Source organism: Vibrio sp. SCSIO 43155 (genome assembly GCF_023716605.1).
Taxonomy (GTDB): domain Bacteria; phylum Pseudomonadota; class Gammaproteobacteria; order Enterobacterales; family Vibrionaceae; genus Vibrio; species Vibrio harveyi.
Genome location: NZ_CP071852.1, coordinates 2,967,237 through 2,993,357, shown reverse-complemented (window position 1 = coordinate 2,993,357; position 26,121 = coordinate 2,967,237). Strand labels below are relative to the sequence as shown.

Genomic DNA, 26,121 nt, shown 5'->3' with positions numbered 1-26,121 from the left:
AGTATGAATTCTCCAATTGAGAAACTAGAGAGAAAGCTCGGCTACCAATTTAAGGATGCTGGGCTTATCAACTTGGCGCTGACTCACCGCAGCGCCAATAGTAAGCACAATGAACGTCTTGAGTTTCTGGGCGATTCAATTTTAAGTTTTGTCATCGCTGATGATCTGTACCATCGTTTCCCGAAAGTGAACGAAGGTGACATGAGCCGTATGCGCGCGACCTTGGTTCGTGGGCACACATTGGCGGAACTGGGTCGTGAATTCGATCTAGGAGATTATTTAAAATTAGGTCCAGGTGAATTGAAGAGTGGCGGATTCCGCCGAGACTCTATTCTAGCCGATGCGGTAGAAGCCATTATTGGTGCGATTTACCTTGATAGTGATATTGAACAAGTTCGCGGTATCGTACTGAGCTGGTACAACTCGCGTCTTGAGGCGATTAAGCCTGGTGTATCACAAAAAGATCCAAAAACTCGCCTACAAGAGTTCCTGCAAGGCAGAAGAAAACCGCTGCCTGTCTACACAGTGACTAATATTAAAGGTGAAGCGCACAACCAAGAGTTCACGGTTGAGTGTGACGTAGCAGGTGTGGATAAGCCTGTAATCGGTAAAGGCACCAGCCGCCGCAAGGCAGAACAAGCGGCTGCAGAAACGGCACTTGAGCAATTAACGAATGGCTGATAACGAATTCGACATTGATGCGTTTTTCGCATCACACGGTGAAGTAAGTTCACCAGAGAACCAACACTGTGGCTTCATTGCGATTGTTGGTCGTCCAAACGTAGGTAAATCGACGCTTCTGAACAAAATCTTGGGTCAGAAGATTTCGATCACGTCTCGTAAACCGCAAACGACGCGTCACCGCATCATGGGTGTGGATACAGATGGTGATTACCAAGCGATCTACGTAGATACGCCGGGACTTCACATTGAAGAAAAACGTGCCATCAACCGTTTGATGAACCGTGCGGCAAACTCATCTCTAAGTGATGTGAACCTAGTATTCTTCTTAGTCGACGGTACGCATTGGACCAAAGACGATGAGATGGTGCTGACTAAGCTTCAAAAGTCGAACTTCCCTGTTGTGCTTTGTGTGAACAAGGTAGACAACGTGCAAGATCGTAACGAAGTAATGATGCACATGGCCGACATGTCGAAGAAGATGGACTTCGTTGACGTTGTGCCAATCTCTGCAAAGCAAGGTAAAAACATCGACGTACTGCGCAAGCACGTTCGCGATCACTTGCCAGAAGCAACGCACCACTTCCCAGAAGAATACGTAACAGACCGTTCTCAGCGTTTCATGGCGTCTGAAATCGTGCGTGAAAAACTGATGCGTTTTACTGGTGAAGAGCTGCCATACTCGGTAACGGTTGAGATTGAGCGTTTCGATTACAACCCAGAAACTGACGGTTTCCATATCAACGCCCTGATTCTTGTTGAACGTAATGGTCAGAAGAAAATGGTGATTGGTAAAGGTGGCGAGAAGATCAAGACAATTGGTCGTGAAGCGCGCTTAGATATGGAAGAGCTATTCGGTCGTAAGGTTTACCTAGAGACTTGGGTAAAAGTGAAATCTGGTTGGGCAGACGACGAACGTGCTCTACGCTCACTAGGTTACATTGACGATCTATAAGCTTGGTTGCTTGTAAGTTTGGTAACGAAGACACTTCGTTCCAACATCGACTAAAATATAATATCGATTAGAATAGGGAGCCGCTTGGCTCCTTATTTTTTATTACCGACTTAGGCACACTGATTGAAATGAGCAACCAGTCTTCAGAAGGCTTCCAGCGCTGCTTTGTATTGCACCGACGCCCTTACAGTGAATCGAGCTTGATCCTTGATGTATTCAGCGAGGAGTATGGTCGTATCACGTTGATGGCGAAAGGCGCGCGCAGCAAACGCTCCAATCTTAAAGGGGCATTACAGCCCTTCACGCCACTATTGTTGAAATGGTCCGGCAAAGGCTCAATGAAAACCTTACGTCAGGCTGAGCCAATCAGTTTGGGTTTGCCGTTGTTTGGGATAAACCTTTACTCCGCAATGTACGTAAATGAATTAGTCGGGCGCGTGTTAATTGCGGAAGTGCCGATGCCTGCGCTGTTTCATGATTACCTGCATGCACTAACGGAATTGGCTCAGAGTGATAACCCTGAACCGGGCTTGCGTCGTTTTGAACTGGCTCTGCTGTCTTCAATGGGCTATGGCGTTGATTTCTTGCATTGTGCCGGGACGGGTGAGCCTGTCGATCCTGAGATGACTTACCGTTATCGTGAACAAAAGGGATTCATAGCTTCAGTAAGGCGCGACAATCTGACATTTTTAGGTAATGAATTGATTGCGATTAGTGAACGGCGATTCGTCACTAAAGAGCAATTAAAAGCGGCGAAACGCTTTACACGTATGGCATTAAAGCCGTATCTTGGCGGCAAACCTTTAAAAAGTCGCGAATTATTCATTCAGACATATCGAGCACGGAGTAACGGAAAATGAGCTCAATCTACTTAGGCGTTAATATCGACCATATTGCCACTCTACGTAATGCACGTGGTACTAAATACCCAGATCCAGTTCATGCTGCTGAGATCGCAGAGCGTGCCGGTGCTGACGGTATTACCATCCACCTACGTGAAGACCGTCGCCACATTCTAGATCGTGACGTACGTATCCTACGTGAAACCATTCAAACTCGTATGAACCTTGAAATGGCGGTAACGGACGAGATGGTTGAGATTGCGCTACAAACTAAGCCTGAGTTCGTTTGTCTGGTTCCTGAAAAACGTGAAGAGTTGACAACAGAAGGTGGTCTGGATGTTGTCGGTCAACTTGAGAAAGTGAAAGCGGCAACGCAAAAGCTAACTGAAGCGGGCATTAAAGTCTCTCTATTCATCGATGCTGACCGTCAACAGATCGATGCGGCAAAAGCTTGTGGCGCACCTTACATTGAGCTTCACACAGGTCACTACGCAGATGCGACAACAGAAGAAGATCAGCAAGATGAACTGAAGAAGATTGCAGCAGGCGCAAGCTACGCTGATGACCTAGGTATCATCGTAAACGCAGGTCACGGTCTGACTTACCACAACGTTGCACCAATCGCGGCACTGCCAGAAATCTACGAGCTTAACATCGGTCACTCGATCATTGGTCGTGCGGTTTTCGATGGTTTAGAAAAATCTGTGGCAGAAATGAAAGCCATCATGGTTGCGGCTCGTAAGTAATCAGATTTAAGCATGGCAATTTTAGGATTAGGCACTGACATCGCAGAGATTGAGCGCATTGAAAAAGCGCTCGGTCGAACGGGTGAGCCCTTCGCAAAGCGCATTTTGTCGCAAGATGAAATGGTAAAGTTTGCTGAATTGAAGCAAAAAGGGCGCTACCTTGCGAAGCGTTTCGCAGTAAAAGAGGCTGCCTCAAAAGCGCTAGGTACAGGCATCGCAAAAGGCGTGACCTTCCATGATTTTACAGTTTCGAATGATGAGTTCGGTAAACCGATATTGACCTTATCCGGTGTGGCGAAGCAAATCGCCGAGTCGATGGGCGTCAATCATGTTCATCTGTCGATTTCGGATGAACGTCATTACGCGGTCGCGACGGTGATTTTTGAATCCTAACTTAGCCTGATTACGGATTAATAACCGAATACGAAAAAGCCAGAGTCGATGCTCTGGCTTTTTTATGTCTCTGATTTAATCCGTTATTTTCTACTGTTCAAGATAGAGTTTCGCCGTCGTGGTGACTTTAATCATCTCATCTTGCAGTTCGAACATTTCCGGTTCGATGTCTTCGATGTCAGCGCCCGAGCGCAGTGCTTGTTCCAAGGTTGCACACAGAGACTTTAATCTCGGCACGCCACAGTAAGAGCTGCTGCCGTGAAGTTTATGTACCACATGGATAAGATCATCACGCGAGAAGTCTTCTTGTTCTAATGCTTGATCGACCACTTCTTCCACCTCAGGAATAAAATCAATCAGCATGCGCAGCATGTCTTTGGCTAAGTCTTCCTTGTTGGCACTTTGTTTCAATGCCGCTTGCCAGTCGATGATGACATCTTGCTGTGGCTTTTCTGGCGCTGATGGTGCAGTTTCCACAACTGGTTCGACATAGGATGGCGCAATTTTATCGACACTCTCAGTACAGGTATTTGGGTTCCAGTGGACCAAAACCTGTTGCAGCACATGCTCTTCGATTGGTTTGGTTAGGTAGTCATCCATCCCCGCTGCTAATAGTCGGTCACGCTCGCCTGCCATGGCATGCGCGGTTACCGCAATTACTGGGGTATCTTTGTTCAGCTCTAGCTCTTTAATGTGCTGACAAGCCGTCACGCCGTCCATCAATGGCATTTGAATGTCCATGAAGATCAGATCGTATTTCTTCTCAGTCGCGAGATTCACCGCTTGCTGGCCATTGCTGCACGCTGTTACCGTTTCTACACGCTCTTTCAATAGCGCAGAGATCAGTTTCAAGTTAGCTGGGTTATCGTCGACCGCAAGTACCGTCAGTGGTAAGCGTTCATTCACCACTGGCTCAATTGGTGCAATCACTGCTTGAGGCGTTTCGACGTGATCCGTTATTAGGCTTTGTAGAAGCTTACGGCGTGATAATGGCTTAGTCAGACATTGGATCTGATGATCGTTCATCACTTGATCTGCCAGTGCCAGTTCGGTACTCGGCGTACCCATGATCACACTCGGCGCCATGCGTTTGGCTTGCTCAATCCAAGCTGCTACCGATTGATCATCGTAGGTTTGGTTGGCAGCCAAGTTCAACAAGACGTAATCGTAGTTCTCATCGTTTTCTGGCAGTGAAGAACGGTAAGTCACCAGAATGCCTTCTTGGCTCAGGATCTGCTGTGTCACTGACGCCGCTTGCATGTTTGGTTCAACCAACAGCAATTGCTTACCAGTTAGTAGTTCGACTTCAATCAGATCGCTCATTGGCATTTCAGTTGAGTGCAAGCGAACCGTAAACCAGAAGGTAGAGCCTTGGTGTAGGCGACTGGTTAGGCTGATTTCGCCGCCCATCTGGCTCACCAGTTTCTGAGTGATAACCAGACCAAGACCGGTACCACCATAGCGACGTGAAATACTCGCATCCGCTTGGCTAAACGCTTGGAACAACTGCGCTTGTTGACGTTCGGAGATACCAATACCAGTATCGCGCACCATGAATTGCAGTTCGACCGAATCACCAGATTGTGAGCGCATCTCAACGCTGATGTCGATGTTACCGCGCTCAGTAAACTTGATGGAGTTGCCGACTAAGTTGGTGAGGATTTGTTGGATACGAAGTGGGTCACCCACCAAGCCTTGCGGGATCTTTGGATCCACTTTCAAGGTGATTTCCAAACCTTTCTCGTGCGCGCTGGTGGCTTGTAGGTTGATTACTTCTTCTAAGCTTTCTCGGAATTCAAACGGAATGTTTTCCAGTGCTAGCTTACCGGCTTCCAGTTTCGAGAAGTCGAGGATGTCGTTGATGATGTTCAGTAGGTTGTTTGCGGACTTCTCAATGGTCTGCAAGTAATCCGTTTGGCTGTTCGAGAGCTGTGTTTTCAGCATTTGACGGGTAAAGCCAATCACGCCATTCAGCGGAGTACGAAGTTCGTGAGACATGTTCGCCAAGAATTCGGATTTCACACGTGCTGCTTCTTGGGCACGCTTCTTCGCGATGTCCAACTCCACGTTCTGAATCTCTAGCTGTTCCAGAGTCTCACGCAAGTCTGATGTCGCTTGGTCTATACTGTGCTGCATCTCAACGTGGTATTCCGACAGCGAGACCGCCATGGCGTTGATACCGTTTTTCAGTTGGTCTAATTCACCGTGCATTTTGCCTTCGATACGCACATCAAGGTGACCACGACGAATACGGTCAACAACGTTCTTCATGTGCGTGATCGGCTGAGTAACGTCATGCATGAGGCGAGAGGCGAACACACTCGCGAGACCAAGACCGAGGATCAATACCAAGAACGCAGAGAACACTTCTTGGTATTGCTGCAATCGAAGTGACGAAAGATCCATTTCTACTGCGATGTAGCCGATGGCTTTTGTGCCCTGATTCTCATTTGAGAGCTCCGAAAGATAGTGACCTTCAGATAGAATCGGCACGCGCAGAATAAGCGAGTTATCGAAGATTTCCGAATTGCCTAATTGAGGGATAGGCTTATCCTTCGGGAACATCAGAGCTTCAAAGTTGGGATGGAAGTTAGAAGTGACGAAAAGCTCATGATTTTCATCGAACACCGCGATACTACGAACCAGCTTCGAGTTTTTGCGGTGGGCGTAACTGATAAGGCGACGAACGGCTTCGCGACTTTCGGAAAGTAGGTGAGTTTCACTGGCAATCGCAAGCGGTTCGATGATGCTATTGCCTGTGGTGATAACTTGTTTCTCGAGGTCTTGGTAGCGGTTAAATGAGAAAAAGCCGCTCAGTAATAAACCAATAATGAGAGTGGGAGCGAGAGTTAGTGTAATTACACGTGCTCTTAAGCCATATCTGGTCATGTTATCTAATTACATCGGAGTCTGGATATGGGAAAATAACGCATTATTTCTCAAGCGCACGATAAAGCCTTGAGCAAAGAAGTGACGTCACCGGATAAACGGTAAGCATAATCAAGTCACTCGAATCACACAACGGCTGCAATCAAGAATAGTGAAGCAGTAGAGCAATTAGACACAAATCAGGCACAGAGCATGGCACGTATCTTTCAACCTAAAAAGAAAACGCAACTGAATACCCGCCACCAAGCGGTACAAGTCGAGCGTTTGGATCACCACGGCGCAGGCATTGCTTACCTTAAGAAGAAACCATTGTTTATCGATGGTGCGCTACCGGGTGAGGAAGTGGTAACCCAATTGGTGGAAGAAAAGAGCAAGTTCGCTCGCGGTAAGTTGATTAAAATCCTTAAACCGAGTGACGCTCGCGTGGAGCCATTTTGTCCGCACTACCATGAATGCGGTGGCTGTGACCTGCAGCATTTGAACTATGACCAACAATTGACGCACAAGCAGCAAACGCTTCGTCAGTTGATGAGAAAATTTGCCGGCAGTGATATCGAGTTGGATGCGCCTGTGTTGGGTGAGTCTCTTGGCTACCGTCGCCGTGCTCGTGTGAGCTTGTTCGTGGATAAAAAGACTCGTCAGTTGCACTTTGGTTTCCGTAAGAAACAGAGTAAGCAAATTGCGCAAGTGACGGACTGCCCAGTGCTCGCACCTGAGTTGAATGTGCTATTGCCAGAAATCTACTCGACGTTAAAAGCGTTTAAGAAGCCAGAGCAACTTGGTCACGTAGAGTTGGTGCTAGGCGATAATGGTCCATGCGTAACATTGCGTCATCTGAGCAAATTGACTGAAAAAGAAACCAACACCTTGGTGGAATTAGCGAAGCGTCACCATGCATCGCTCTACTTGATGCCAGAAACCGATCAGCTTGATTTGATTGAAGGTGAAGTGCCTTTCTATCAAGAAGCAGGTGTCACCGTACCATTTACGCCAAATAACTTTATTCAAGTGAACCAAGCGGTAAACCAGAAAATGGTCGCTCAGGCAGTGGAGTGGTTAGACCCACAAAGTGACGAGCGAGTGTTAGATTTGTTCTGTGGTTTAGGTAACTTCAGTTTGCCAATCGCAAAACGTGCAAAACACGTGGTTGGCGTAGAAGGCGTGGCAGAAATGGTGGAAAAGGCGGCAAATAATGCATCTTTGAACCAAATCAATAACGCGCAATTTTATCACGCTAACCTTGAGCAGGATTTTGAAGGGCAAGTTTGGGCGGCTGAACAATTCGACAAAGTGCTGCTTGATCCGGCACGTGCGGGCGCGAGTGGGATCATCGATCAAGTTTCTGCGCTTGGCGCACAGCGTGTAGTTTATGTTTCGTGTAATCCTGCTACCCTTGCAAGGGATAGCCAGAGCTTGCTGGAGCAAGGCTACCAATTGACCAAATTAGGTATGCTGGACATGTTCCCTCATACCAGCCATCTAGAATCGATGGCACTGTTTGAAAAGTCCTGATAATTGGGACTTTGTTGATCACTTACACGTGGTGGGTGGTCAATAAGCCAACGCTTAAAGCTTGGCGAAAGAACTAACCTGGATGGTGTTAGTCAAACCACACAAATATAATAATTAGGATGATGAGATGGTTGCGGTAAGAAGCGCGCATTTAAACCAAGGTGAACAGTTTGAACTTGAAAACTGGGTGGCTAGCCTAGGTCAAGAGAAGAACACAGCGAAACGCTTAACCGAAGTGTATCGTGACTGCCAATCTGTGTTGGCGGATAACGAACAGGCGGAGCTTTTGTTGTGGCGTGGACGAGAGATGATCGAAATCTTGATCACCTTGTCGATGGACAAAGCGACACTTGTCGCGGCGCAACTGTTCCCTTTGGTCTCAAGCGGTGCTTTTGATAGAGAGCTCCTTGAGGAAAAATACAGCAAAGAAATCATTAAGCTGATCGATGGTGTCGACGAAATGGCGGCAATTGGTCAACTAAATGTAACAATGGATGGTGGTGCTGCCTCGTCTCAAGTAGATAACGTTCGTCGCATGCTGTTGGCAATGGTGGATGATTTCCGCTGCGTGGTCATCAAGCTGGCGGAACGTATCTGCAACCTGATTGAAGTAAAAAAAGCGCCGGACGAAGTTCGTCGTGCTGCGGCAAAAGAGTGTGCAAACATCTATGCGCCTCTGGCAAACCGCCTTGGTATTGGTCAGTTGAAGTGGGAAATCGAAGATTACGCCTTCCGCTACCAACAACCAGAAACCTACAAGCAAATCGCGAAGCAATTGGCTGAGCGTCGTATTGTCCGTGAACAATACATCAAAGACTTTGTCGACGACCTTACCCAAGAAATGACCGTATGCGGCATCAACGCAGAAGTCAGTGGTCGTCCAAAGCACATCTACAGTATCTGGCGCAAAATGCAGAAGAAGAGTCTGGCGTTTGATGAATTATTTGACGTACGTGCAGTACGTATCATCGCTGACAAACTTCAAGACTGTTATGCCGCTCTAGGTGTGGTTCACACCAAATACAAACACCTACCAAGCGAGTTCGACGATTACGTAGCGAACCCGAAACCAAACGGCTACCAGTCTATCCATACCGTGATTCTTGGTCCTGAAGGCAAGACCATTGAGATCCAGATTCGTACTAAAGAGATGCACGAAGATTCTGAGCTAGGTGTTGCTGCGCACTGGAAATACAAAGAAGGTGCAAGCAGCCGCAGCGGTTACGATGAGAAGATCACATGGCTACGTAAGCTACTCGATTGGCAAGAAGAGATGTCTGACTCTGGCGAGATGTTGGACGAGCTACGTAGTCAGGTATTTGATGACCGCGTGTATGCCTTTACCCCACGTGGCGATGTTGTCGACCTACCAATGGGCGCAACACCGCTCGATTTCGCTTACCACATTCACTCCGAAGTGGGTCACCGTTGTATCGGCGCTAAAGTTGCGGGTCGTATTGTACCGTTCACCCATAAACTGCAAATGGGTGATCAGGTTGAAATCATCACCCAGAAAGAACCAAACCCTTCACGTGACTGGTTGAACCCGACTCTGGGCTTTGTGACGTCGAGCCGAGCACGTGCGAAAATCAACGCATGGTTCCGCAAACAAAGTCGTGAGAAGAACCTAGAAGCGGGTCGTGAAATCCTAGAGCACGAATTGGCGAAAATCGGCGCGACACTGAAAGACGCAGATCACTACGCACTAAAACGCTTTAACGTTAATAGTGCCGATGAATTGTATGTTGGTATTGGTAGTGGTGACTTGCGCATTAACCAGATCATCAACCACATCAACGCGTTAGTGAACAAGCCAACCGCGGAAGAGGAAGACCAGCAAGCGCTGGAAAAACTGCAAGAAGCAGAAAATCGCGCGCCAGCGCAAAGCCGTCCGAAGAAAGATGCGGTTGTGGTAGAAGGTGTCGATAACTTAATGACACACCTAGCGCGCTGTTGTCAGCCGATCCCAGGTGATGAGATCTCAGGTTACATCACTCAAGGTCGTGGTATTTCGGTGCACCGTAGTGACTGTGAGCAACTAGAAGAACTTCGTCATCACGCACCAGAACGTATCATTGATACTGTCTGGGGGAGCGGCTTTGTCGGCTCTTACATCTTGACGGTTCGTGTTGAAGCGATGGAGCGTGGTGGTCTACTAAAAGACATCACAACGCTATTTGCGAACGAGAAAATCAAAGTCACCAGCATGAAGAGTCGCGTCGATTACCGCACGCAAATGTCGATCATGGACTTTGACCTTGAAGTGACCAACCTTGAGGTGTTCTCACGCGTTTCGAAACGTGTTGAGCAGATCAAGGATGTAATGTCGGTGAAACGCTTAGGCTAACTTTCACGTCGTACTTGTCACTTTTACTGCGTTAACTGCGTTTTCTTGCTCCATCACATAGGCGAGCTATGCTCAGGAGTCGCGAAAACTTGTTGCCTTGTCAAAGTAACAATTACTTAGTGAAAGCCGCTGAGAAAATAAAATAATCTAGAAGGTGAGTGGTTTTGGCTGCTCACCTTTTTCTTTAGATAGAAAGGTTTAAAGGAACAGAAAATGAGTCATCCAATTGAACAGTTAGAACAAATCATGGCGAAGTTGCGTGACCCAGAAAGCGGTTGCCCTTGGGACTTAAAGCAGACCTTCGACACCATTGTTCCTCACACTATTGAAGAAACCTACGAAGTGGTGGATGCGATTCAAAACCGCGATTGGTCGAACTTGCAAGAAGAGTTGGGGGACTTATTGTTCCAAGTGATTTTCTACAGCCAAATGGCGAAAGAGCAGGGATTGTTCGAGTTTTCTGATGTGGTGGAAACCGTTAACGAGAAGCTGACGCGTCGTCACCCGCATGTTTTTTCAGAAGTAGAATTCGATTCTGAAGAAGCGATTAACGCCAACTGGGAAGCGGAAAAAGCCAAAGAGAAAGCACAATTAGGCAAAGCTGAAGAAAGTATCCTAGACTCAATACCAAACTCTCTACCTGCGCTTTCGCGTGCTACAAAGATCCAGAAAAAGTGCGCAAAATTCGGCTTTGATTGGGGCTCGCTTGGTCCCGTTGTCGGAAAAGTGCAGGAAGAAATTGAAGAGGTAATGGAAGAAGTGCTTCAAATTACTCCGGATGAGGAGAAAGTTGAACTCGAATTAGGCGATCTTTTATTTGCTACCGTGAACCTGTCTCGTCACCTAGGGAAAGACCCTGAAGTGGCACTGGCAAAAGCCAACTTAAAGTTCTCGAAACGCTTTAAAGGCGTGGAAACTAAAGTTGCAGCGCACGGTAAACAGCTGACAGACTTTACTCTAGATGAACTCGATTCCATGTGGGATGAAGTGAAACGAGAAGAGCGAAGCTGAAATTGCATGAATACTCGACTTTGATTTGAAGCAAAAAATAAAAAATTACGGTGTGATAGATTTCACGTTGTGGCGGTTAGGAGCTTCTGGTATATTTACGTCCCGTCCAGAAGCACTCCATTTCCCTCATTCAACCAATTTCAGGTTAAACATGACGACAAATTACATTTTTGTTACTGGCGGGGTTGTATCCTCTCTAGGTAAAGGTATTGCAGCAGCATCTCTTGCAGCTATTCTAGAAGCTCGTGGTCTTAAAGTGACTATGATGAAGCTTGACCCTTACATCAACGTTGATCCAGGCACAATGAGCCCAACTCAACACGGTGAAGTGTTCGTTACGGAAGATGGCGCAGAGACTGACCTTGACCTTGGTCACTACGAGCGTTTCATCCGCACCAAGATGACTAAGCGTAACAACTTCACTGCTGGTCGTGTTTATGCAGACGTACTACGTAAAGAACGTCGCGGCGATTACCTAGGTGCAACCATTCAGGTTATCCCTCACATCACTAACGCTATCAAAGACCGCGTAATCGCAGGTTCTGAAGGCCATGATGTTGCTATCGTTGAAGTCGGTGGTACGGTAGGTGATATCGAATCACTACCATTTATGGAAGCTATCCGTCAGCTTGCTGTAGAACTAGGTCGTGAACGTGCAATGTTCATGCACCTAACGCTAGTTCCTTACCTAGCCGCTGCTGGTGAAGTGAAAACTAAGCCAACTCAGCACTCTGTTAAAGAGCTGCTATCTATCGGTATCCAACCAGATATTCTTGTTTGCCGCTCTGATCGTATGATCCCAGCGAACGAGCGTAAGAAAATTGCGCTATTCTGTAACGTTCCTGAGAAAGCGGTAATCTCAATGAAGGACGTAGATTCAATCTACAAGATCCCTCAACTTGTTAAGTCTCAAGGTCTAGATGACCTAGTTTGTGCTCGCTTTGGTATCAACGCACCAGAAGCTGACCTGTCTGAATGGGAACAGGTTATCTATGAAGAAGCGAACCCAACTGGCGAAGTAACTATCGGTATGGTCGGTAAATACATCGAACTACCAGATGCTTACAAGTCAGTAAACGAAGCACTTAAACACGCAGGCTTGAAAAACCGTCTAAACGTCACAATTAAATACGTAGACTCTCAAGATGTTGAGACGAAAGGCGTAGAAGTACTTGAAGGTCTAGATGCAATCCTAGTACCTGGTGGCTTCGGTGACCGTGGTATCGAAGGTAAGATTCGCGCAGCACAATACGCTCGTGAAAACAAAGTACCTTACCTAGGTATCTGTCTAGGCATGCAAGTCGCACTGATCGAATACGCGCGCAACGTAGCGGGTATGGAAGGTGCACATTCAACAGAATTTAACAAAGACACTAAGTACCCTGTGGTAGGTTTGATCACTGAATGGGTAGACGGCGAAGGTAAAGTTGAAGAACGTACTGAAACGTCTGACCTAGGTGGTACGATGCGTCTTGGTTCACAGCTATGTCACCTAGAGAAAGGGACGAAAGCTCGTGAACTATACGGTAGCGCGACAGTTCACGAACGTCACCGTCACCGTTACGAAGTAAACAACGTTCTTCGTCCGAAAATCGAAAAAGCAGGTCTGAAAGTATCTGGTCTATCAGCGGACAAGAAACTAGTGGAAATGATTGAGAACCCAGCTCACCCATGGTTTGTAGCGGCTCAATTCCACCCAGAATTCACCTCGACTCCTCGCGATGGTCACCCACTATTCGCAGGTTTCGTTAAAGCTGCTGGTCAAAACGCTCGCGGCGAATTCGAGAAGTAAAAGGATACGGGCGGCGGCGAAGGTTGTGCTGCTGCCCTTTAAAATTGACATTTATATTTGAACGAGAGGAAACATTAATGTCTAAGATCGTTAAAGTTCTAGGTCGTGAAATCATCGACTCACGTGGTAACCCAACTGTAGAAGCTGAAGTACACCTAGAAGGCGGTTTCGTAGGTATGGCGGCAGCTCCATCTGGCGCATCTACTGGTTCTCGCGAAGCTCTTGAGCTACGTGACGGTGACAAAGCACGTTTCCTAGGTAAAGGTGTTCTTAAAGCTGTTGAAGCTGTAAACGGCGCAATCGCTGAAGCTCTAGTTGGCAAAGACGCTAAAGACCAAGCTGCAATCGACGCAGTAATGATCGAACTAGACGGCACTGAAAACAAATCTAAGTTCGGTGCGAACGCTATCCTAGCTGTTTCTCTAGCAAACGCTAAAGCTGCTGCAGCGGCTAAAGGCATGCCTCTATACGAGCACATCGCTGAGCTAAACGGCACAGCTGGTCAGTTCTCTATGCCTCTACCAATGATGAACATCATCAACGGTGGTGAGCACGCAGACAACAACGTTGACATCCAAGAGTTCATGATCCAACCAGTTGGTGCTAAGACTCTTAAAGAAGGTCTACGTATCGGTGCTGAAGTATTCCACAACCTAGCTAAAGTTCTTAAGTCTAAAGGCTACAGCACTGCAGTTGGTGACGAAGGTGGTTTCGCTCCAAACCTTAAGTCTAACGCTGAAGCTCTAGAAGTTATTGCAGAAGCTGTTGCAGCTGCTGGTTACGAACTAGGTAAAGACGTTACTCTAGCTATGGACTGTGCAGCATCTGAGTTCTTCGACAAAGAAGCTGGCATCTACAACATGAAAGGCGAAGGTAAAACTTTCACTTCTGAAGAGTTCAACCACTACCTAGCTGAGCTAGCTAACCAATTCCCAATCGTTTCTATCGAAGACGGTCTAGACGAGTCTGATTGGGCTGGCTTCAAGCACCAAACTGAACTACTAGGTGACAAGCTTCAACTAGTAGGTGACGACCTATTCGTTACTAACACTAAGATCCTTGCTGAAGGTATCGAGAAAGGCGTAGCTAACTCTATCCTTATCAAGTTCAACCAAATCGGTTCTCTAACTGAGACTCTAGCTGCAATCAAGATGGCTAAAGACGCAGGTTACACAGCAGTAATCTCTCACCGTTCTGGCGAAACTGAAGATGCAACTATCGCTGACCTAGCGGTAGGTACAGCTGCAGGTCAAATCAAAACTGGTTCTATGAGCCGTTCTGACCGTGTTGCTAAGTACAACCAACTAATCCGTATCGAGGAAGCTCTAGGTGAGCGCGCTCCTTTCAACGGTCTTAAAGAAGTTAAAGGTCAAGCTTAATTCTTAACTGAATTAACAGCTTAACCTAAAGCTTTTGAAAACGCCTCGCACTTGCGGGGCGTTTTTTTATATGACGGAAGCTCTAAGTGAGCGCGCTCCTCCATGTTTCAAGGAAGCGGCCTCAAAGAAGTTAAAGGTCAAGCTTAATTCTTAACTGAATTAACAGCTTAACTTAAAGCTTTTGAAAACGCCTCGTACTTGCGGGGCGTTTTTTTATATGACGGAAGCTCTAAGTGAGCGCGCTCCTCCATGTTTCAAGGAAGCGGTCTCAAAGAAGTTAAAGGCCAGGCTTAATTCTTAACTGAATTAACAGCTTAACTTAAAGCTTTTGAAAACGCCTCGCACTTGCGGGGCGTTTTTTTATATGACGGAAGCTCTAAGTGAGCGCGCTCCTCCATGTTTCAAGGAAGCGGTCTCAAAGAAGTTAAAGGCCAGGCTTAATTCTTAACTGAGTTAACGGCTTAACTTAAAGCTTTTGAAAACGCCTCGCACTTGCGGGGCGTTTTTTTATATGACGGAAGCTCTAAGTGAGCGCGCTCCTCCATGTTTCAAGGAAGCGGTCTCAAAGAAGTTAAAGGCCAGGCTTAATTCTTAACTGAGTTAACGGCTTAACTTAAAGCTTTTAAAAACACCTCGCACTTGCGGGGCGTTTTTGTATCTAACATATGAGAACGCTATGCTTCGAGAGGCAGGAACGGGCTTCGCCCTTCGGGAGCGCTTCTCTTCGAAAGGTAGGAGCGGACTTGGCTCTTCGAGAGCACTTCACTTGGATACATGAGAACAGGCTTTGCTTTTGGATGTCTTTCGCTTACGTTGATTTGTCATTCCCTAGAACGACGAAGGAGAGAGTAGGGAATCTCTTTGTTTCATTTTGCTGCTTTTTTCCTGTAAGGAGCGTGTGAGTCTCTTTTTCTACCCTAGAGCCAACCACGCATTTATGCTATATATGTCACCTTATCTAATCCCTTCCGGTACAGAATGTTAGCAACGATATGCGAATCTTTGTTATAGCCCTTACGTTACTGTTTGGCTGGCTTCAATATACCCTCTGGTTTGGCAAAAACGGGGTGTCTGACTACTACACAGTAGAAGATGAAATTGAAGTGCAGCAGCAAGTAAACAGCAAGCTGCAAGCTCGTAATAACGAGATGTTCGCTGAGATTGATGACTTACGACAAGGTCTTGATGCAATCGAAGAACGTGCACGTCATGAACTTGGTTTGGTTAAAGATGGCGAAACCTTCTACCGAATTGTCGATGAGGAAGAGCATTAATATGTTGGATACTAACACTCCAACCCATATTGCTATTGTGCCAGCCGCAGGTGTTGGCAGTCGCATGAAGGCAGATCGCCCAAAACAATACCTGTTGATTGACGGCAAAGCGGTACTGGAACATACCGTAGAGAAACTGCTTTCTCACCCCAAAATTTCTAAGGTTGTCGTGGCTATTACCGACGGCGACCCATACTACCCTGAACTCTCCATTGCTCAGCACCCTGATGTGATTCGTGTGGCTGGTGGTAAAGAAAGGGCAGACTCTGTGTTATCAGGGCTAAACTATGTAAGTACACATCTGGAAAGCGAGTGGGTATTAGTCCACGACGCTGCAAGACCGTGTGTATTAACATCCGATATTGACCATTTGATCGACGTTTGTAGCGCACACCCAACGGGTGGCATCCTCGCATCTCCAGTGAGAGACACAATGAAGCGAGCAAACGCAGCACAAGATATCGATCATACGGTAGATAGAGAAGCATTGTGGCATGCATTAACTCCACAAATGTTTAAAACTCAGCAGCTTACTCAAGCACTGACTGACGCATTAGAACAAGGTGCAACCATCACTGATGAAGCCTCGGCTTTGGAATGGTTAGGTGAAAAGCCGGCACTTGTTCAAGGGAATGCGAATAATATAAAAATTACTCAGCCAGAAGATCTTGCGTTAGCCGAGTTTTATCTAAGCCGTGAGCGCGGCGAATAAAGAAAGGATAGAAAATGATTCGAATTGGTCATGGTTTCGACGTACATAAATTCGGTGGTGAAGGTCCGGTAATCATTGGTGGTGTAGCGATCCCTTACGAACAAGGTTTGATTGCACACTCTGACGGTGATGTAGCGCTGCATGCGTTAACGGATGCCCTGCTTGGCGCTATTGCTGCAGGCGACATTGGTCGTCACTTCCCTGATACGGACGAAAAATGGAAAGGTGCAGACAGTCGTGAACTACTGAAAGACGTTTATCGCCGAGTCAAAGAGCAAGGCTACCGTCTTGGTAATGCCGATGTCACTATCATGGCACAAGCGCCGAAGATGGCGCCGCACATTGACGCAATGTGTGCTGCTATTGCCGAAGACCTTGAAACCGACATTAGCAACATTAACGTAAAAGCAACGACGACAGAACGTCTTGGTTTTACTGGACGCAAAGAAGGCATTGCAACGGAAGCAGTTGTACTTCTGTTTAAGCAATAATTAGCAATTTGCTCCTCTAAGCTGTGATATCAGCGGAAATACATCATGTCAGACATTTTATCTTCATTGGCTTACCTAACAGGTAAGCCAGTTGCATCTGCAAAAATCAAAGCGCAGCCAGAGCACTTTCAGGTTCGCGAAGATTTAGGTTTTGCCTTTACGGGTGAAGGCGAGCATTTAATGGTTCGTATCCGTAAAACAGGTGAGAACACCAGTTTCGTTGCTAACGAACTAGCAAAAGCCTGTGGTGTTAAGTCGAAAGACGTTAGCTGGGCGGGTCTTAAAGACCGTCATGCTGTGACTGAACAGTGGCTAAGTGTGCATTTACCAAAAGGTGAAACGCCAGATTTTTCAGCATTTTTGGCGCAATACCCGAGCATCGAGATCCTAGCAACGGATCGTCACAATAAAAAACTGCGCCCTGGTGACTTAGTAGGGAACGAGTTCGAGGTTACTTTGTCTGAAGTGACAGATATAGCGGATGTTGAACAACGTCTTGAAAAAGTGAAACAAGTGGGTGTGCCAAACTACTTTGGTAGTCAGCGTTTTGGTAACGATGGCAACAACCTTGAAGAAGCACGTCGATGGGGACGCGAGAACGTTCGTACCCGCAATCAAAACAAACGCAGCATGTATCTGTCAGCGGCTCGTTCGTGGATCTTCAACCGCATTGTTTCAGCTCGCCTAGAGAATGGTGTATTTGACAAGTTCATCGACGGTGATGTTGCGCAGACAGCTTCTGGTACTCAGTTAGTTGATGCAAGCAACATCGCCGAGTTACAAGCACAATTTGCTCAAGGCGAAGTGGCGATCACCGCGGCAATGGCGGGCGATAACGCACTACCAACTCAAGCGGATGCGCTAACCTTAGAACAACCGTTCTTAGATGAAGAACCAGATTTGATGGCACTGATTCGCGGTAACCGTATGCGTCACGACCGCCGCGATATCGCACTCAAGCCACAAGACCTAGCTTGGACGGTCGATGGTAATAACATCACGATGACATTCTCGCTGGATGCGGGTTCATTTGCGACCTCAATCGTGCGTGAGCTGGTCATCGAAGAAAAGGTAGAAAGAGAATATTAATGGAAATGGATTCACACAACGCGAAGCCATTAAGAATACTGCTCAGCAATGATGATGGTGTTCATGCTCAAGGAATTCATGCGCTTGCTGATGAGCTGAGAAGCATTGCCGAAGTAACGATTGTCGCACCAGACAGAAACCGCTCTGGTGCATCTAACTCATTGACGCTGGAGCAACCGCTGCGTGTCACCGAGATTGCGCCAAAGACATTCTCTGTGCAAGGTACGCCAACAGACTGTGTACACTTTGCGCTGAATGAGTTGATGAAAGATGATTTGCCAGACCTTGTGCTGTCAGGCATCAATCATGGCGCAAATCTAGGTGATGACGTTTTGTACTCCGGCACGGTGGCTGCTGCTATGGAAGGACACTTCCTTGGCGTGCAGGCGATTGCTTTCTCTCTAGTCGGTAAACAACATTTTGAATCTGCTGCTAAAATTGCTCGCCAGTTGGTTGAGCAGCATCTGATTCGCCCAATTCCAACCAACCGTCTATTGAATGTAAACGTCCCTGATCTTCCGTTTGAAGAACTTGGTGAGATAGAAGTGACTCGCTTGGGTGCGCGTCATCACGCTGAGAATATGATTAAGCAGAAAGATCCACGCGGACATGATATTTATTGGCTTGGTCCTCCGGGTAAAGAGCAAGATGCTGGCATCGGTACGGACTTTTATGCCATTGAACATGGTTTTGTTTCAATCACGCCGCTGCAAGTCGATCTCACCGCTCATGAGTCGCTGCGCGCAATGGACAGTTGGTTAAAGGAAGAGAGTTAATGAGTAACCCACATGCTGACAGGTTGATAGCGTTTCTTATCTCCAGTGGCATCAGTGATCAACGTGTGTTGGATGCGATTTATCGACTACCGCGTGAGAGCTTTGTCTCACAAGCAATGATGCACCAAGCGTACGACAACAATGCGCTGCCGATTGGTCAGGGACAAACTATTTCTCAGCCTTATATCGTTGCAAAAATGACAGAGCTGCTTGATCTAAAATCGGACAGTAATGTTTTAGAAATCGGCACGGGCTCGGGTTACCAAACTGCAGTGCTTGCGCAAATTGTCGATCATGTCTATTCCGTTGAACGCATTAAGTCTTTGCAATGGGATGCTAAGCGTCGTCTGAAACAACTGGATATTTATAACGTCTCTACCAAACATGGAGATGGTTGGCTTGGATGGGAAGCGAAAGGTCCATTCGATGCGATTATTGTCACTGCGGCAGCGGAAAGTGTTCCCCAAGCACTTCTATCCCAGCTGAAAGAGGGCGGTAAGATGATCATTCCTGTTGGTGAAGATGAACAACAACTATTAAAAATTGAACGTCAGGGTGAACAATATCTGTCGACCGTGGTAGAAATGGTAAGATTTGTGCCATTAGTTGCAGGTGATTTAGCTTAAGGGTTAAAGACTAGGTGAAGAAGTTATTACGTCGTTTTGGTATTAGCTGTTTATTGGCTGCGGGACTGGTTGGTTGCGCGGCTCATTCACCTGCACCTGTTTCAAGCCTAAATAAAGATTACTCGACGGTTGAGCGTGGTAGTTATAGAGGGAGTTATTACGAAGTAAAGAAAGGTGATACCCTTTATTTTATTGCCTACGTCACAGATAAGGATGTAAATGATCTTGTTCGTTACAATGAATTGTCTGCGCCTTACACGATTTTCCCGGGGCAGAAGTTAAAACTTTGGGCTCCGAAATATGTTGCGCCTAAATATGGTCATAAAGTGGAACCCGTTGTTGCTCCTGTAGTTGCGGCGAAACCTGTTCCAATGACTAAAACATCAACAGCGTCAAAGCCGTCAAATTCAAGTAAAAGCTCTACTCAAAAACCTAAACCGACTAAGACTCAAGTTGCACAAAAACAGCCTCCAAAGAAGGTTGAACAATCCAAACCAAAGGAGTATGTTGGGTCAAAAGGTAATCAGAATGTTAAACCGAAACCGCCAGTAACTACCGCGAAAAACGATAAAGTATCGAAGTGGTTATGGCCAACAAAAGGGAGAGTAATCAAGAACTTCTCAGCGGGAGAACAAGGAAATAAAGGCATAGACATCGCAGGACAGCGTGGTCAGCCAATCGTTTCAACCGCAGCCGGCACAGTCGTGTACTCAGGTAATGCGCTACGAGGTTATGGCAACCTAATTATAGTGAAGCATAACGACAATTATTTAAGCGCATACGCACACAATGACAGATTGCTGGTCTCAGAAGGACAAAGTGTTAAGAGCGGACAAAAAATAGCGACCATGGGTAGTTCTGGTTCTAAATCCGTCAAACTTCACTTTGAAATTCGCTATCAAGGTAAATCAGTGAATCCAAAGCGCTATTTACCGTAGAACTTTGAATAACAACTTGCGACATCATTTAGCGACATATTGAGTTGTCATGTCTTGCTAACTCGCCAGGGGGAGGCGTTATGAGTATCAGCAACACAGTAACCAAAGTTGAAGAGTTCGAATATGATAATGCACAATCGGAAGGCATTTCTAACGGACTTGAAAAACCATCTAACGGAACCAAAACAGCAGCACGCGAAGAGTTTGATGCGAGCAGCAAGAGCCTAGACGCGACTCAGCTTTACCTAGGTGAAATTGGTTTCTCACCTCTACTTACTGCAGAAGAAGAAGTACTTTATGCACGACGTGCACTGCGTGGCGATGAAGCCGCTCGCAAACGCATGATCGAAAGTAACTTGCGTCTTGTAGTGAAGATCTCTCGCCGATACAGCAATCGTGGTCTTGCGCTTCTTGATCTTATTGAAGAAGGTAACTTAGGTTTGATCCGTGCGGTCGAGAAGTTTGATCCAGAACGAGGCTTCCGTTTCTCAACTTACGCGACGTGGTGGATTCGCCAAACGATCGAACGTGCGTTGATGAACCAAACTCGTACAATCCGTCTGCCAATTCATGTGGTTAAAGAGCTGAACATTTATCTGCGTACAGCGCGTGAACTTTCTCAGAAGCTCGACCATGAACCAACAGCAGAAGAGATTGCTGCACAGTTAGATATCCCAGTAGAAGACGTAAGTAAAATGCTTCGCCTTAACGAGCGTATTAGCTCTGTCGATACTCCAATCGGTGGTGACGGCGAGAAAGCGTTACTGGATATTATTCCTGATGCAAACAACTCGGATCCTGAAGTTTCCACTCAAGACGATGACATCAAATCTTCATTGATCCATTGGCTAGAAGAGCTGAATCCAAAACAGAAAGAAGTGCTGGCACGTCGTTTTGGTCTGCTTGGTTATGAGCCATCAACGCTTGAAGAAGTGGGACGTGAAATTGGTTTAACACGCGAACGTGTTCGCCAGATCCAAGTGGAAGGCTTACGTCGACTACGCGAGATCTTGATTAAACAAGGTCTGAACATGGAAAACTTGTTCAACGTAGAAGACGACTAAACGTAGGCAGCGATAGAGGCTAGATCAGAATAAACAAAAGGCTATGGGTGACCATAGCCTTTTTGCGTTTTACTGTACCAGTTAGCCCAAGAACTAGAGCATCTTCTTCAAGCGGTATAGCTCTTCCAGTGCCTGACGCGGCGTTAAATCATCAGGGTCGATATTCGACAATGCTTGTTCAACATCACTAGGTTCAGGGATCAGGCTGAGTTGGTTTGCCACATCAACGGTACTCGGACGAGGTGAGTCATTACCTTGACCTAATTGTTCAAGCTGCGACAGTTTGTGACGTGCATTCTTGATGACTGGTTTTGGAACGCCCGCTAAACCAGCAACCGCTAGACCATAAGACTTGCTTGCCGCGCCTTCTTGAACGGCATGCATAAAAGCAATGCTGTCACCGTGTTCTACCGCATCAAGGTGAACGTTAGCGAGATTTGGCAGCAAGTTTGGCAGCTCAGTCAGTTCGAAGTAGTGCGTTGCGAACAGAGTCATTGCCCCAATCTGAGTTGCAAGCCATTCTGCACTTGCCCATGCCAAAGACAGACCATCGTAAGTACTGGTACCGCGACCAATTTCATCCATCAGCACCAAGCTGTTCTTAGTGGCGTTGTGAAGAATGTTGGCTGTTTCAGTCATTTCTACCATGAAGGTTGAACGGCCAGATGCCAAATCATCAGATGCGCCGATACGAGTAAAGATGCGGTCTAGAGAGCCAATATGAGCTGATTCTGCAGGAACGTATGAACCAATGTGAGCCATCAAAGCAATCAATGCAGTCTGGCGCATGTAGGTTGATTTACCACCCATGTTTGGACCGGTGATGATCAACATCTTACGATCTGAGCTCAGTTCAATTGGGTTAGCTATAAATGGTTCGCTTGTTACTTGCTCCACGACAGGATGACGACCCGCTTGAATGCTAATGCCCGCTTCTTTGTCCAATGTTGGGCGACAGTAATCAAGTGAATCTGCACGCTCGGCTAGGTTTTGTAGTACGTCCAACTGAGAGATCGCCGAAGCAAGGTTTTGCATCTTCTCAAGGTTTGGCATCAACAAATCAAATAGTTCTTCCCACAGTTTTTTCTCAACTGCTAGCGCTTTTGATTTTGAATTCAGAACTTTATCTTCGTGCTCTTTCAGCTCTGGAATGATATAGCGTTCTGCATTTTTCAGTGTTTGGCGACGTACATAGTGTGGTGGAACCAAGTGGCTTTGACCACGGCTAACCTGAATGAAGAAACCGTGTACAGCGTTGTAGCCAACTTTTAGGGTGTCGATACCATGACGTTCACGCTCGTCTGCTTCGAGTTTTTCAAGATACTCGGTTGCGCCGTCTGCAAGCTTTCGCCATTCATCAAGTTCCGCATTGTAGCCTTCTGCAATCACGCCTCCCTCGCGAATAACCACTGGCGGGTTTTCTTTGATTGCGCGCTCAAGTAAGTCGCATACCTCATCCATTGGCGCAGCAAATTGAGCCAACTTTTTAAGGTATGGGTGAGCTAGAGAAGAAGTAACTGCTTTCAACTCTGGCAACTGTTGCATCGCATGGCGTAGACGAGCCATATCGCGCGGACGTGCTGAGCGCAGCGCCAAACGGGCTAGGATACGCTCGATGTCACCAATTTGTTTGAAGATTGGTTGAATGTCGGTGAACAAGCTCTGATCTTTGAGCTCACCAATTGCATCAAGACGGTTGTTAAGAGTATCGACACAGCGCATTGGTTGATGTAACCAGCGCTTCAGCATACGGCTGCCCATTGGGGTCGCACAGTGATCGAGTACTTCGGCTAGCGTGTTATCGGTCCCACCAGATAGGTTTTGCGTCAACTCTAAGTTGCGACGTGTTGCCGCATCAAGAATGACTGAGTGATCTTGGCGATCAAACGTCAATGAACGAATGTGTGGTAGGGCAGTACGCTGAGTATCTTTTACGTATTGGATCAAACAACCCGCAGCACACAGACCCAGTGAAGCGTGCTCAACCCCAAAGCCTACCAAGTCGCGCGTACCAAATTGTTGGTTCAATTGCTGCTTAGCGGTATCTAGCTCAAATTCCCAGACAGGACGACGACGGTTACCGTTACGGTTCGACATCAGATGTACGGGTTCAAAATCTTCAGGGAAGAGTAATTCACGAGGTGCAGTACGTTGCAGTTCAGCAGCCATTGCTTCTTCGGTTTCAGGCTCAACTAATTGGAAGCGACCCGAAGTCACATCCAATGTCGCGTAACCGAACTTACCATTGTGATGGTAAATAGACGCAATCAGGTTGTCGATACGCTCTGACAGCAGTGCTTCGTCGGTTACTGTACCTGGTGTAACAATGCGTACTACTTTACGTTCAACTGGACCTTTGCTTGTTGCAGGATCGCCAATCTGTTCACAGATCGCGACAGACTCACCAAGCTGAACAAGTTTGGCTAGATAACCTTCAACGGCGTGGAATGGAACGCCAGCCATCGGGATAGGTTCACCTGCCGATGCACCACGTTTAGTCAACGAAATATCAAGCAATTGAGATGCGCGTTTAGCATCGTCGTAGAAGAGTTCGTAGAAGTCGCCCATGCGGTAAAACAGCAAGATTTCTGGGTTCTCAGCCTTTAGCTTGAGATATTGCTGCATCATCGGAGTGTGTTTTTGTTCAGCTTTCACAGGTAAGTACTTTTGTTTATTTCCGTAGCGGCTTAGGATACGTGAATCCCTATCAAGTAAAAAGAGACAAAGGGCATTTTTGGCTATGGAACGAGCAACAAAATTGAGTGCCGATTTAGGTGCATTATTGGCTAAGCATGGACATGTTTTAACGACGGCAGAATCATGCACGGGTGGCGGCGTTGCAACTGCTATTACTGATATTGCCGGCAGTTCTGCGTGGCTTGACCGGGCGTTTGTCACTTACAGTAACGAAGCCAAAATAGAGATGCTTGGTGTACAAGCTTCAACGTTGGAGGCACATGGTGCGGTGAGCGAACCTGTCGTGATTGAAATGGTACAAGGTGCCATTCGTAATTCGAACGCTACTATCGGCGCGTCCATCAGTGGTATTGCTGGACCAGGAGGAGGCAGTGAAGAGAAACCTGTCGGTACGGTCTGTTTTGCCTTCGCTGATAACCAAAACTGGCAGCAAGTGGATACCATGCATTTCACCGGTGACCGTGCTCAAGTTCGCAAAAAAGCGGTCGAACACGCACTGACTCAATTGTATCAACATCTGATTTAGAATTTGTGAAATTGCCTTAGCCCAGATTTTATAAGGGCTAGAGCAAATCATGACTTTAGGTCAGTCAAATTTTTTTCATACAGGTATAGACACTGTATGAATCAACAGTATAATAACTTTCATTGCTGAGCAGTTCTTCTGCTTAAGAAAAATGAATTACTATTCGTCGCCCAAAACAAGATGAATAAATCGGAGAAAGTAATGGACGAGAACAAACAGAAAGCGCTCGCCGCTGCGCTAGGTCAAATTGAAAAGCAATTCGGTAAAGGCTCTATTATGCGCCTTGGTGATAACCGCGCAATGGACGTAGAAACCATCTCAACGGGTTCTCTTTCTCTTGATATCGCTTTGGGTGCTGGTGGTCTACCAATGGGTCGTATCGTAGAAATCTACGGTCCAGAATCTTCAGGTAAAACAACGCTAACTCTTGAGCTGATCGCTGCTGCGCAACGTGAAGGCAAAACTTGTGCGTTTATCGATGCAGAGCACGCGCTAGATCCTGTATACGCGAAGAAACTTGGCGTTGATATCGATGCACTATTGGTTTCTCAGCCTGATACGGGTGAGCAAGCGCTAGAGATCTGTGACGCACTTGCACGTTCTGGTGCTATTGACGTTATGGTGGTTGACTCTGTTGCAGCACTAACACCAAAAGCAGAAATTGAAGGCGAAATGGGTGACAGCCACATGGGTCTTCAAGCACGTATGCTTTCTCAAGCAATGCGTAAGCTAACGGGTAACCTAAAACAGTCTAACTGTATGTGTATCTTTATCAACCAAATCCGTATGAAGATTGGTGTGATGTTCGGTAACCCAGAAACAACGACTGGTGGTAACGCACTTAAGTTCTACGCTTCTGTTCGTCTAGATATCCGTCGTACTGGCGCAATCAAAGAAGGTGACGAAGTAGTAGGTAACGAAACGCGCATCAAAGTTGTTAAGAACAAGATTGCTGCACCGTTTAAAGAAGCAAACACGCAAATCATGTACGGCCAAGGTTTCAACCGTGAAGGTGAGCTGATTGACCTAGGCGTGAAGCACAAGTTAGTTGAAAAAGCAGGTGCATGGTACAGCTACCAAGGCGACAAGATTGGTCAAGGTAAAGCAAACGCTTGTAACTACCTACGCGAAAACCCAGAAGTCGGTAAGACTATCGATACTAAACTGCGTGAAATGCTACTTTCACCAGCATTACCTGAAGCACCAGAATCAGGTGAAAAATCAGAGCAAGAAGAAGAGTTTTAATCTTCTTACTGAGTCATATTGAACAAGGCCCTGCTATGCGGGGCTTTGTTGTATCTGCTGAAATAAAAATCGAAAAAACAAAGGCTGGGCTTATATCAATTAGGGTAGGCAAGCGATCAGAACTAGCGTGTTAGTA

At 46.6% G+C, this 26,121-nt stretch carries 22 protein-coding genes; 20 read left to right on the top strand and 2 right to left on the bottom strand.

The genetic code is table 11. The features are described 5' to 3' along the window. Positions 1–3: 3 nt before the first annotated feature. The 5 genes from rnc to acpS all read left to right on the top strand — a co-directional run bounded on the left by rnc (position 4) and on the right by acpS (position 3,617). Positions 4–681: a ribonuclease III gene (rnc, locus tag J4N44_RS14180; protein WP_005449793.1), complete on the top strand. Its 678-nt coding sequence runs from the start codon at positions 4–6 to the stop codon at positions 679–681. Then, a complete protein-coding gene (era, locus tag J4N44_RS14175) occupies positions 674–1,636 on the top strand; it encodes a GTPase Era (protein WP_005449795.1) in 963 nt (320 codons plus the stop codon). The genes rnc and era overlap by 8 nt, the downstream gene beginning before the upstream one ends. Before the next feature lie 128 nt (positions 1,637–1,764). Continuing rightward, positions 1,765–2,496: a DNA repair protein RecO gene (gene recO, locus J4N44_RS14170; RefSeq protein ID WP_009701980.1), complete on the top strand. Its 732-nt coding sequence runs from the start codon at positions 1,765–1,767 to the stop codon at positions 2,494–2,496. After that, positions 2,493–3,224 (top strand): pyridoxine 5'-phosphate synthase, encoded by a 732-nt coding sequence (gene pdxJ, locus J4N44_RS14165; RefSeq protein ID WP_005426507.1) that lies wholly within the window; start codon positions 2,493–2,495, stop codon positions 3,222–3,224. Before recO ends, pdxJ begins: the two co-directional genes overlap by 4 nt. A 12-nt stretch (positions 3,225–3,236) precedes the next feature. Further along, positions 3,237–3,617 carry a holo-ACP synthase gene (acpS, locus tag J4N44_RS14160; RefSeq protein WP_005449797.1) on the top strand — a complete coding sequence of 127 codons (381 nt, stop codon included), beginning with the start codon at positions 3,237–3,239 and terminating at the stop codon, positions 3,615–3,617. Positions 3,618–3,707: 90 nt separating this feature from the next. Here the strand turns inward: acpS and barA are convergent, their stop codons facing one another. Next, on the bottom strand, positions 3,708–6,506 hold the full coding sequence (gene barA / locus J4N44_RS14155) for a two-component sensor histidine kinase BarA (protein ID WP_017189116.1): 2,799 nt from the start codon (positions 6,504–6,506) through the stop codon (positions 3,708–3,710). A gap of 192 nt (positions 6,507–6,698) precedes the next feature. Here barA and rlmD point away from each other — a divergent pair, with 192 nt between their 5' ends. The 13 genes from rlmD (at position 6,699) to rpoS (ending at position 21,517) form a co-directional block, all read left to right on the top strand. Beyond that, positions 6,699–8,018, top strand: a complete 1,320-nt coding sequence (gene rlmD, locus J4N44_RS14150) for a 23S rRNA (uracil(1939)-C(5))-methyltransferase RlmD (RefSeq protein WP_050902232.1) — start codon at positions 6,699–6,701, stop codon at positions 8,016–8,018. Positions 8,019–8,145: 127 nt separating this feature from the next. Next, the gene (gene relA, locus J4N44_RS14145) at positions 8,146–10,365 is read left to right on the top strand and encodes a GTP diphosphokinase (RefSeq protein WP_252044575.1); all 2,220 of its coding nucleotides are present in this window, start codon (positions 8,146–8,148) and stop codon (positions 10,363–10,365) included. Between the two features lie 213 nt (positions 10,366–10,578). Then, positions 10,579–11,376: a nucleoside triphosphate pyrophosphohydrolase gene (gene mazG, locus J4N44_RS14140; protein ID WP_239911504.1), complete on the top strand. Its 798-nt coding sequence runs from the start codon at positions 10,579–10,581 to the stop codon at positions 11,374–11,376. A gap of 151 nt (positions 11,377–11,527) precedes the next feature. Then, positions 11,528–13,168, top strand: coding sequence for a CTP synthase (pyrG, locus tag J4N44_RS14135; protein ID WP_252044573.1), 1,641 nt, complete (start codon positions 11,528–11,530; stop codon positions 13,166–13,168). A 77-nt stretch (positions 13,169–13,245) separates the two neighbouring features. Then, the gene (gene eno / locus J4N44_RS14130) at positions 13,246–14,547 is read left to right on the top strand and encodes a phosphopyruvate hydratase (RefSeq protein ID WP_005425372.1); all 1,302 of its coding nucleotides are present in this window, start codon (positions 13,246–13,248) and stop codon (positions 14,545–14,547) included. A 992-nt stretch (positions 14,548–15,539) separates the two neighbouring features. Further along, positions 15,540–15,821, top strand: coding sequence for a cell division protein FtsB (gene ftsB / locus J4N44_RS14125; protein WP_005452106.1), 282 nt, complete (start codon positions 15,540–15,542; stop codon positions 15,819–15,821). Between the two features lies 1 nt (position 15,822). Beyond that, positions 15,823–16,533 carry a 2-C-methyl-D-erythritol 4-phosphate cytidylyltransferase gene (gene ispD, locus J4N44_RS14120; RefSeq protein WP_038899663.1) on the top strand — a complete coding sequence of 237 codons (711 nt, stop codon included), beginning with the start codon at positions 15,823–15,825 and terminating at the stop codon, positions 16,531–16,533. A gap of 14 nt (positions 16,534–16,547) precedes the next feature. Further along, on the top strand, positions 16,548–17,024 hold the full coding sequence (gene ispF, locus J4N44_RS14115; RefSeq protein WP_009698769.1) for a 2-C-methyl-D-erythritol 2,4-cyclodiphosphate synthase: 477 nt from the start codon (positions 16,548–16,550) through the stop codon (positions 17,022–17,024). A gap of 45 nt (positions 17,025–17,069) precedes the next feature. Further along, complete coding sequence (gene truD, locus J4N44_RS14110; protein WP_252044572.1) at positions 17,070–18,113, top strand: tRNA pseudouridine(13) synthase TruD; 1,044 nt, start codon at positions 17,070–17,072, stop codon at positions 18,111–18,113. Further along, positions 18,113–18,889 carry a 5'/3'-nucleotidase SurE gene (surE, locus tag J4N44_RS14105; RefSeq protein WP_009698768.1) on the top strand — a complete coding sequence of 259 codons (777 nt, stop codon included), beginning with the start codon at positions 18,113–18,115 and terminating at the stop codon, positions 18,887–18,889. Before truD ends, surE begins: the two co-directional genes overlap by 1 nt. Beyond that, a complete protein-coding gene (locus tag J4N44_RS14100) occupies positions 18,889–19,515 on the top strand; it encodes a protein-L-isoaspartate(D-aspartate) O-methyltransferase (protein ID WP_005452113.1) in 627 nt (208 codons plus the stop codon). Before surE ends, J4N44_RS14100 begins: the two co-directional genes overlap by 1 nt. Before the next feature lie 14 nt (positions 19,516–19,529). Beyond that, a complete protein-coding gene (locus J4N44_RS14095) occupies positions 19,530–20,453 on the top strand; it encodes a peptidoglycan DD-metalloendopeptidase family protein (protein ID WP_252044571.1) in 924 nt (307 codons plus the stop codon). Between the two features lie 80 nt (positions 20,454–20,533). Beyond that, positions 20,534–21,517 (top strand): RNA polymerase sigma factor RpoS, encoded by a 984-nt coding sequence (rpoS, locus tag J4N44_RS14090; protein WP_005452115.1) that lies wholly within the window; start codon positions 20,534–20,536, stop codon positions 21,515–21,517. Between the two features lie 93 nt (positions 21,518–21,610). Here rpoS and mutS read toward each other — a convergent pair whose 3' ends face one another. Then, positions 21,611–24,172 (bottom strand): DNA mismatch repair protein MutS, encoded by a 2,562-nt coding sequence (gene mutS, locus J4N44_RS14085; RefSeq protein WP_252044570.1) that lies wholly within the window; start codon positions 24,170–24,172, stop codon positions 21,611–21,613. A gap of 85 nt (positions 24,173–24,257) precedes the next feature. Between mutS and pncC the strand changes: the two genes are divergently transcribed. Then, positions 24,258–24,740: a nicotinamide-nucleotide amidase gene (pncC, locus tag J4N44_RS14080; protein ID WP_005452118.1), complete on the top strand. Its 483-nt coding sequence runs from the start codon at positions 24,258–24,260 to the stop codon at positions 24,738–24,740. Positions 24,741–24,941: 201 nt separating this feature from the next. Beyond that, the gene (gene recA / locus J4N44_RS14075; RefSeq protein WP_053050623.1) at positions 24,942–25,985 is read left to right on the top strand and encodes a recombinase RecA; all 1,044 of its coding nucleotides are present in this window, start codon (positions 24,942–24,944) and stop codon (positions 25,983–25,985) included. The last annotated feature ends 136 nt before the right edge of the window (positions 25,986–26,121 follow it).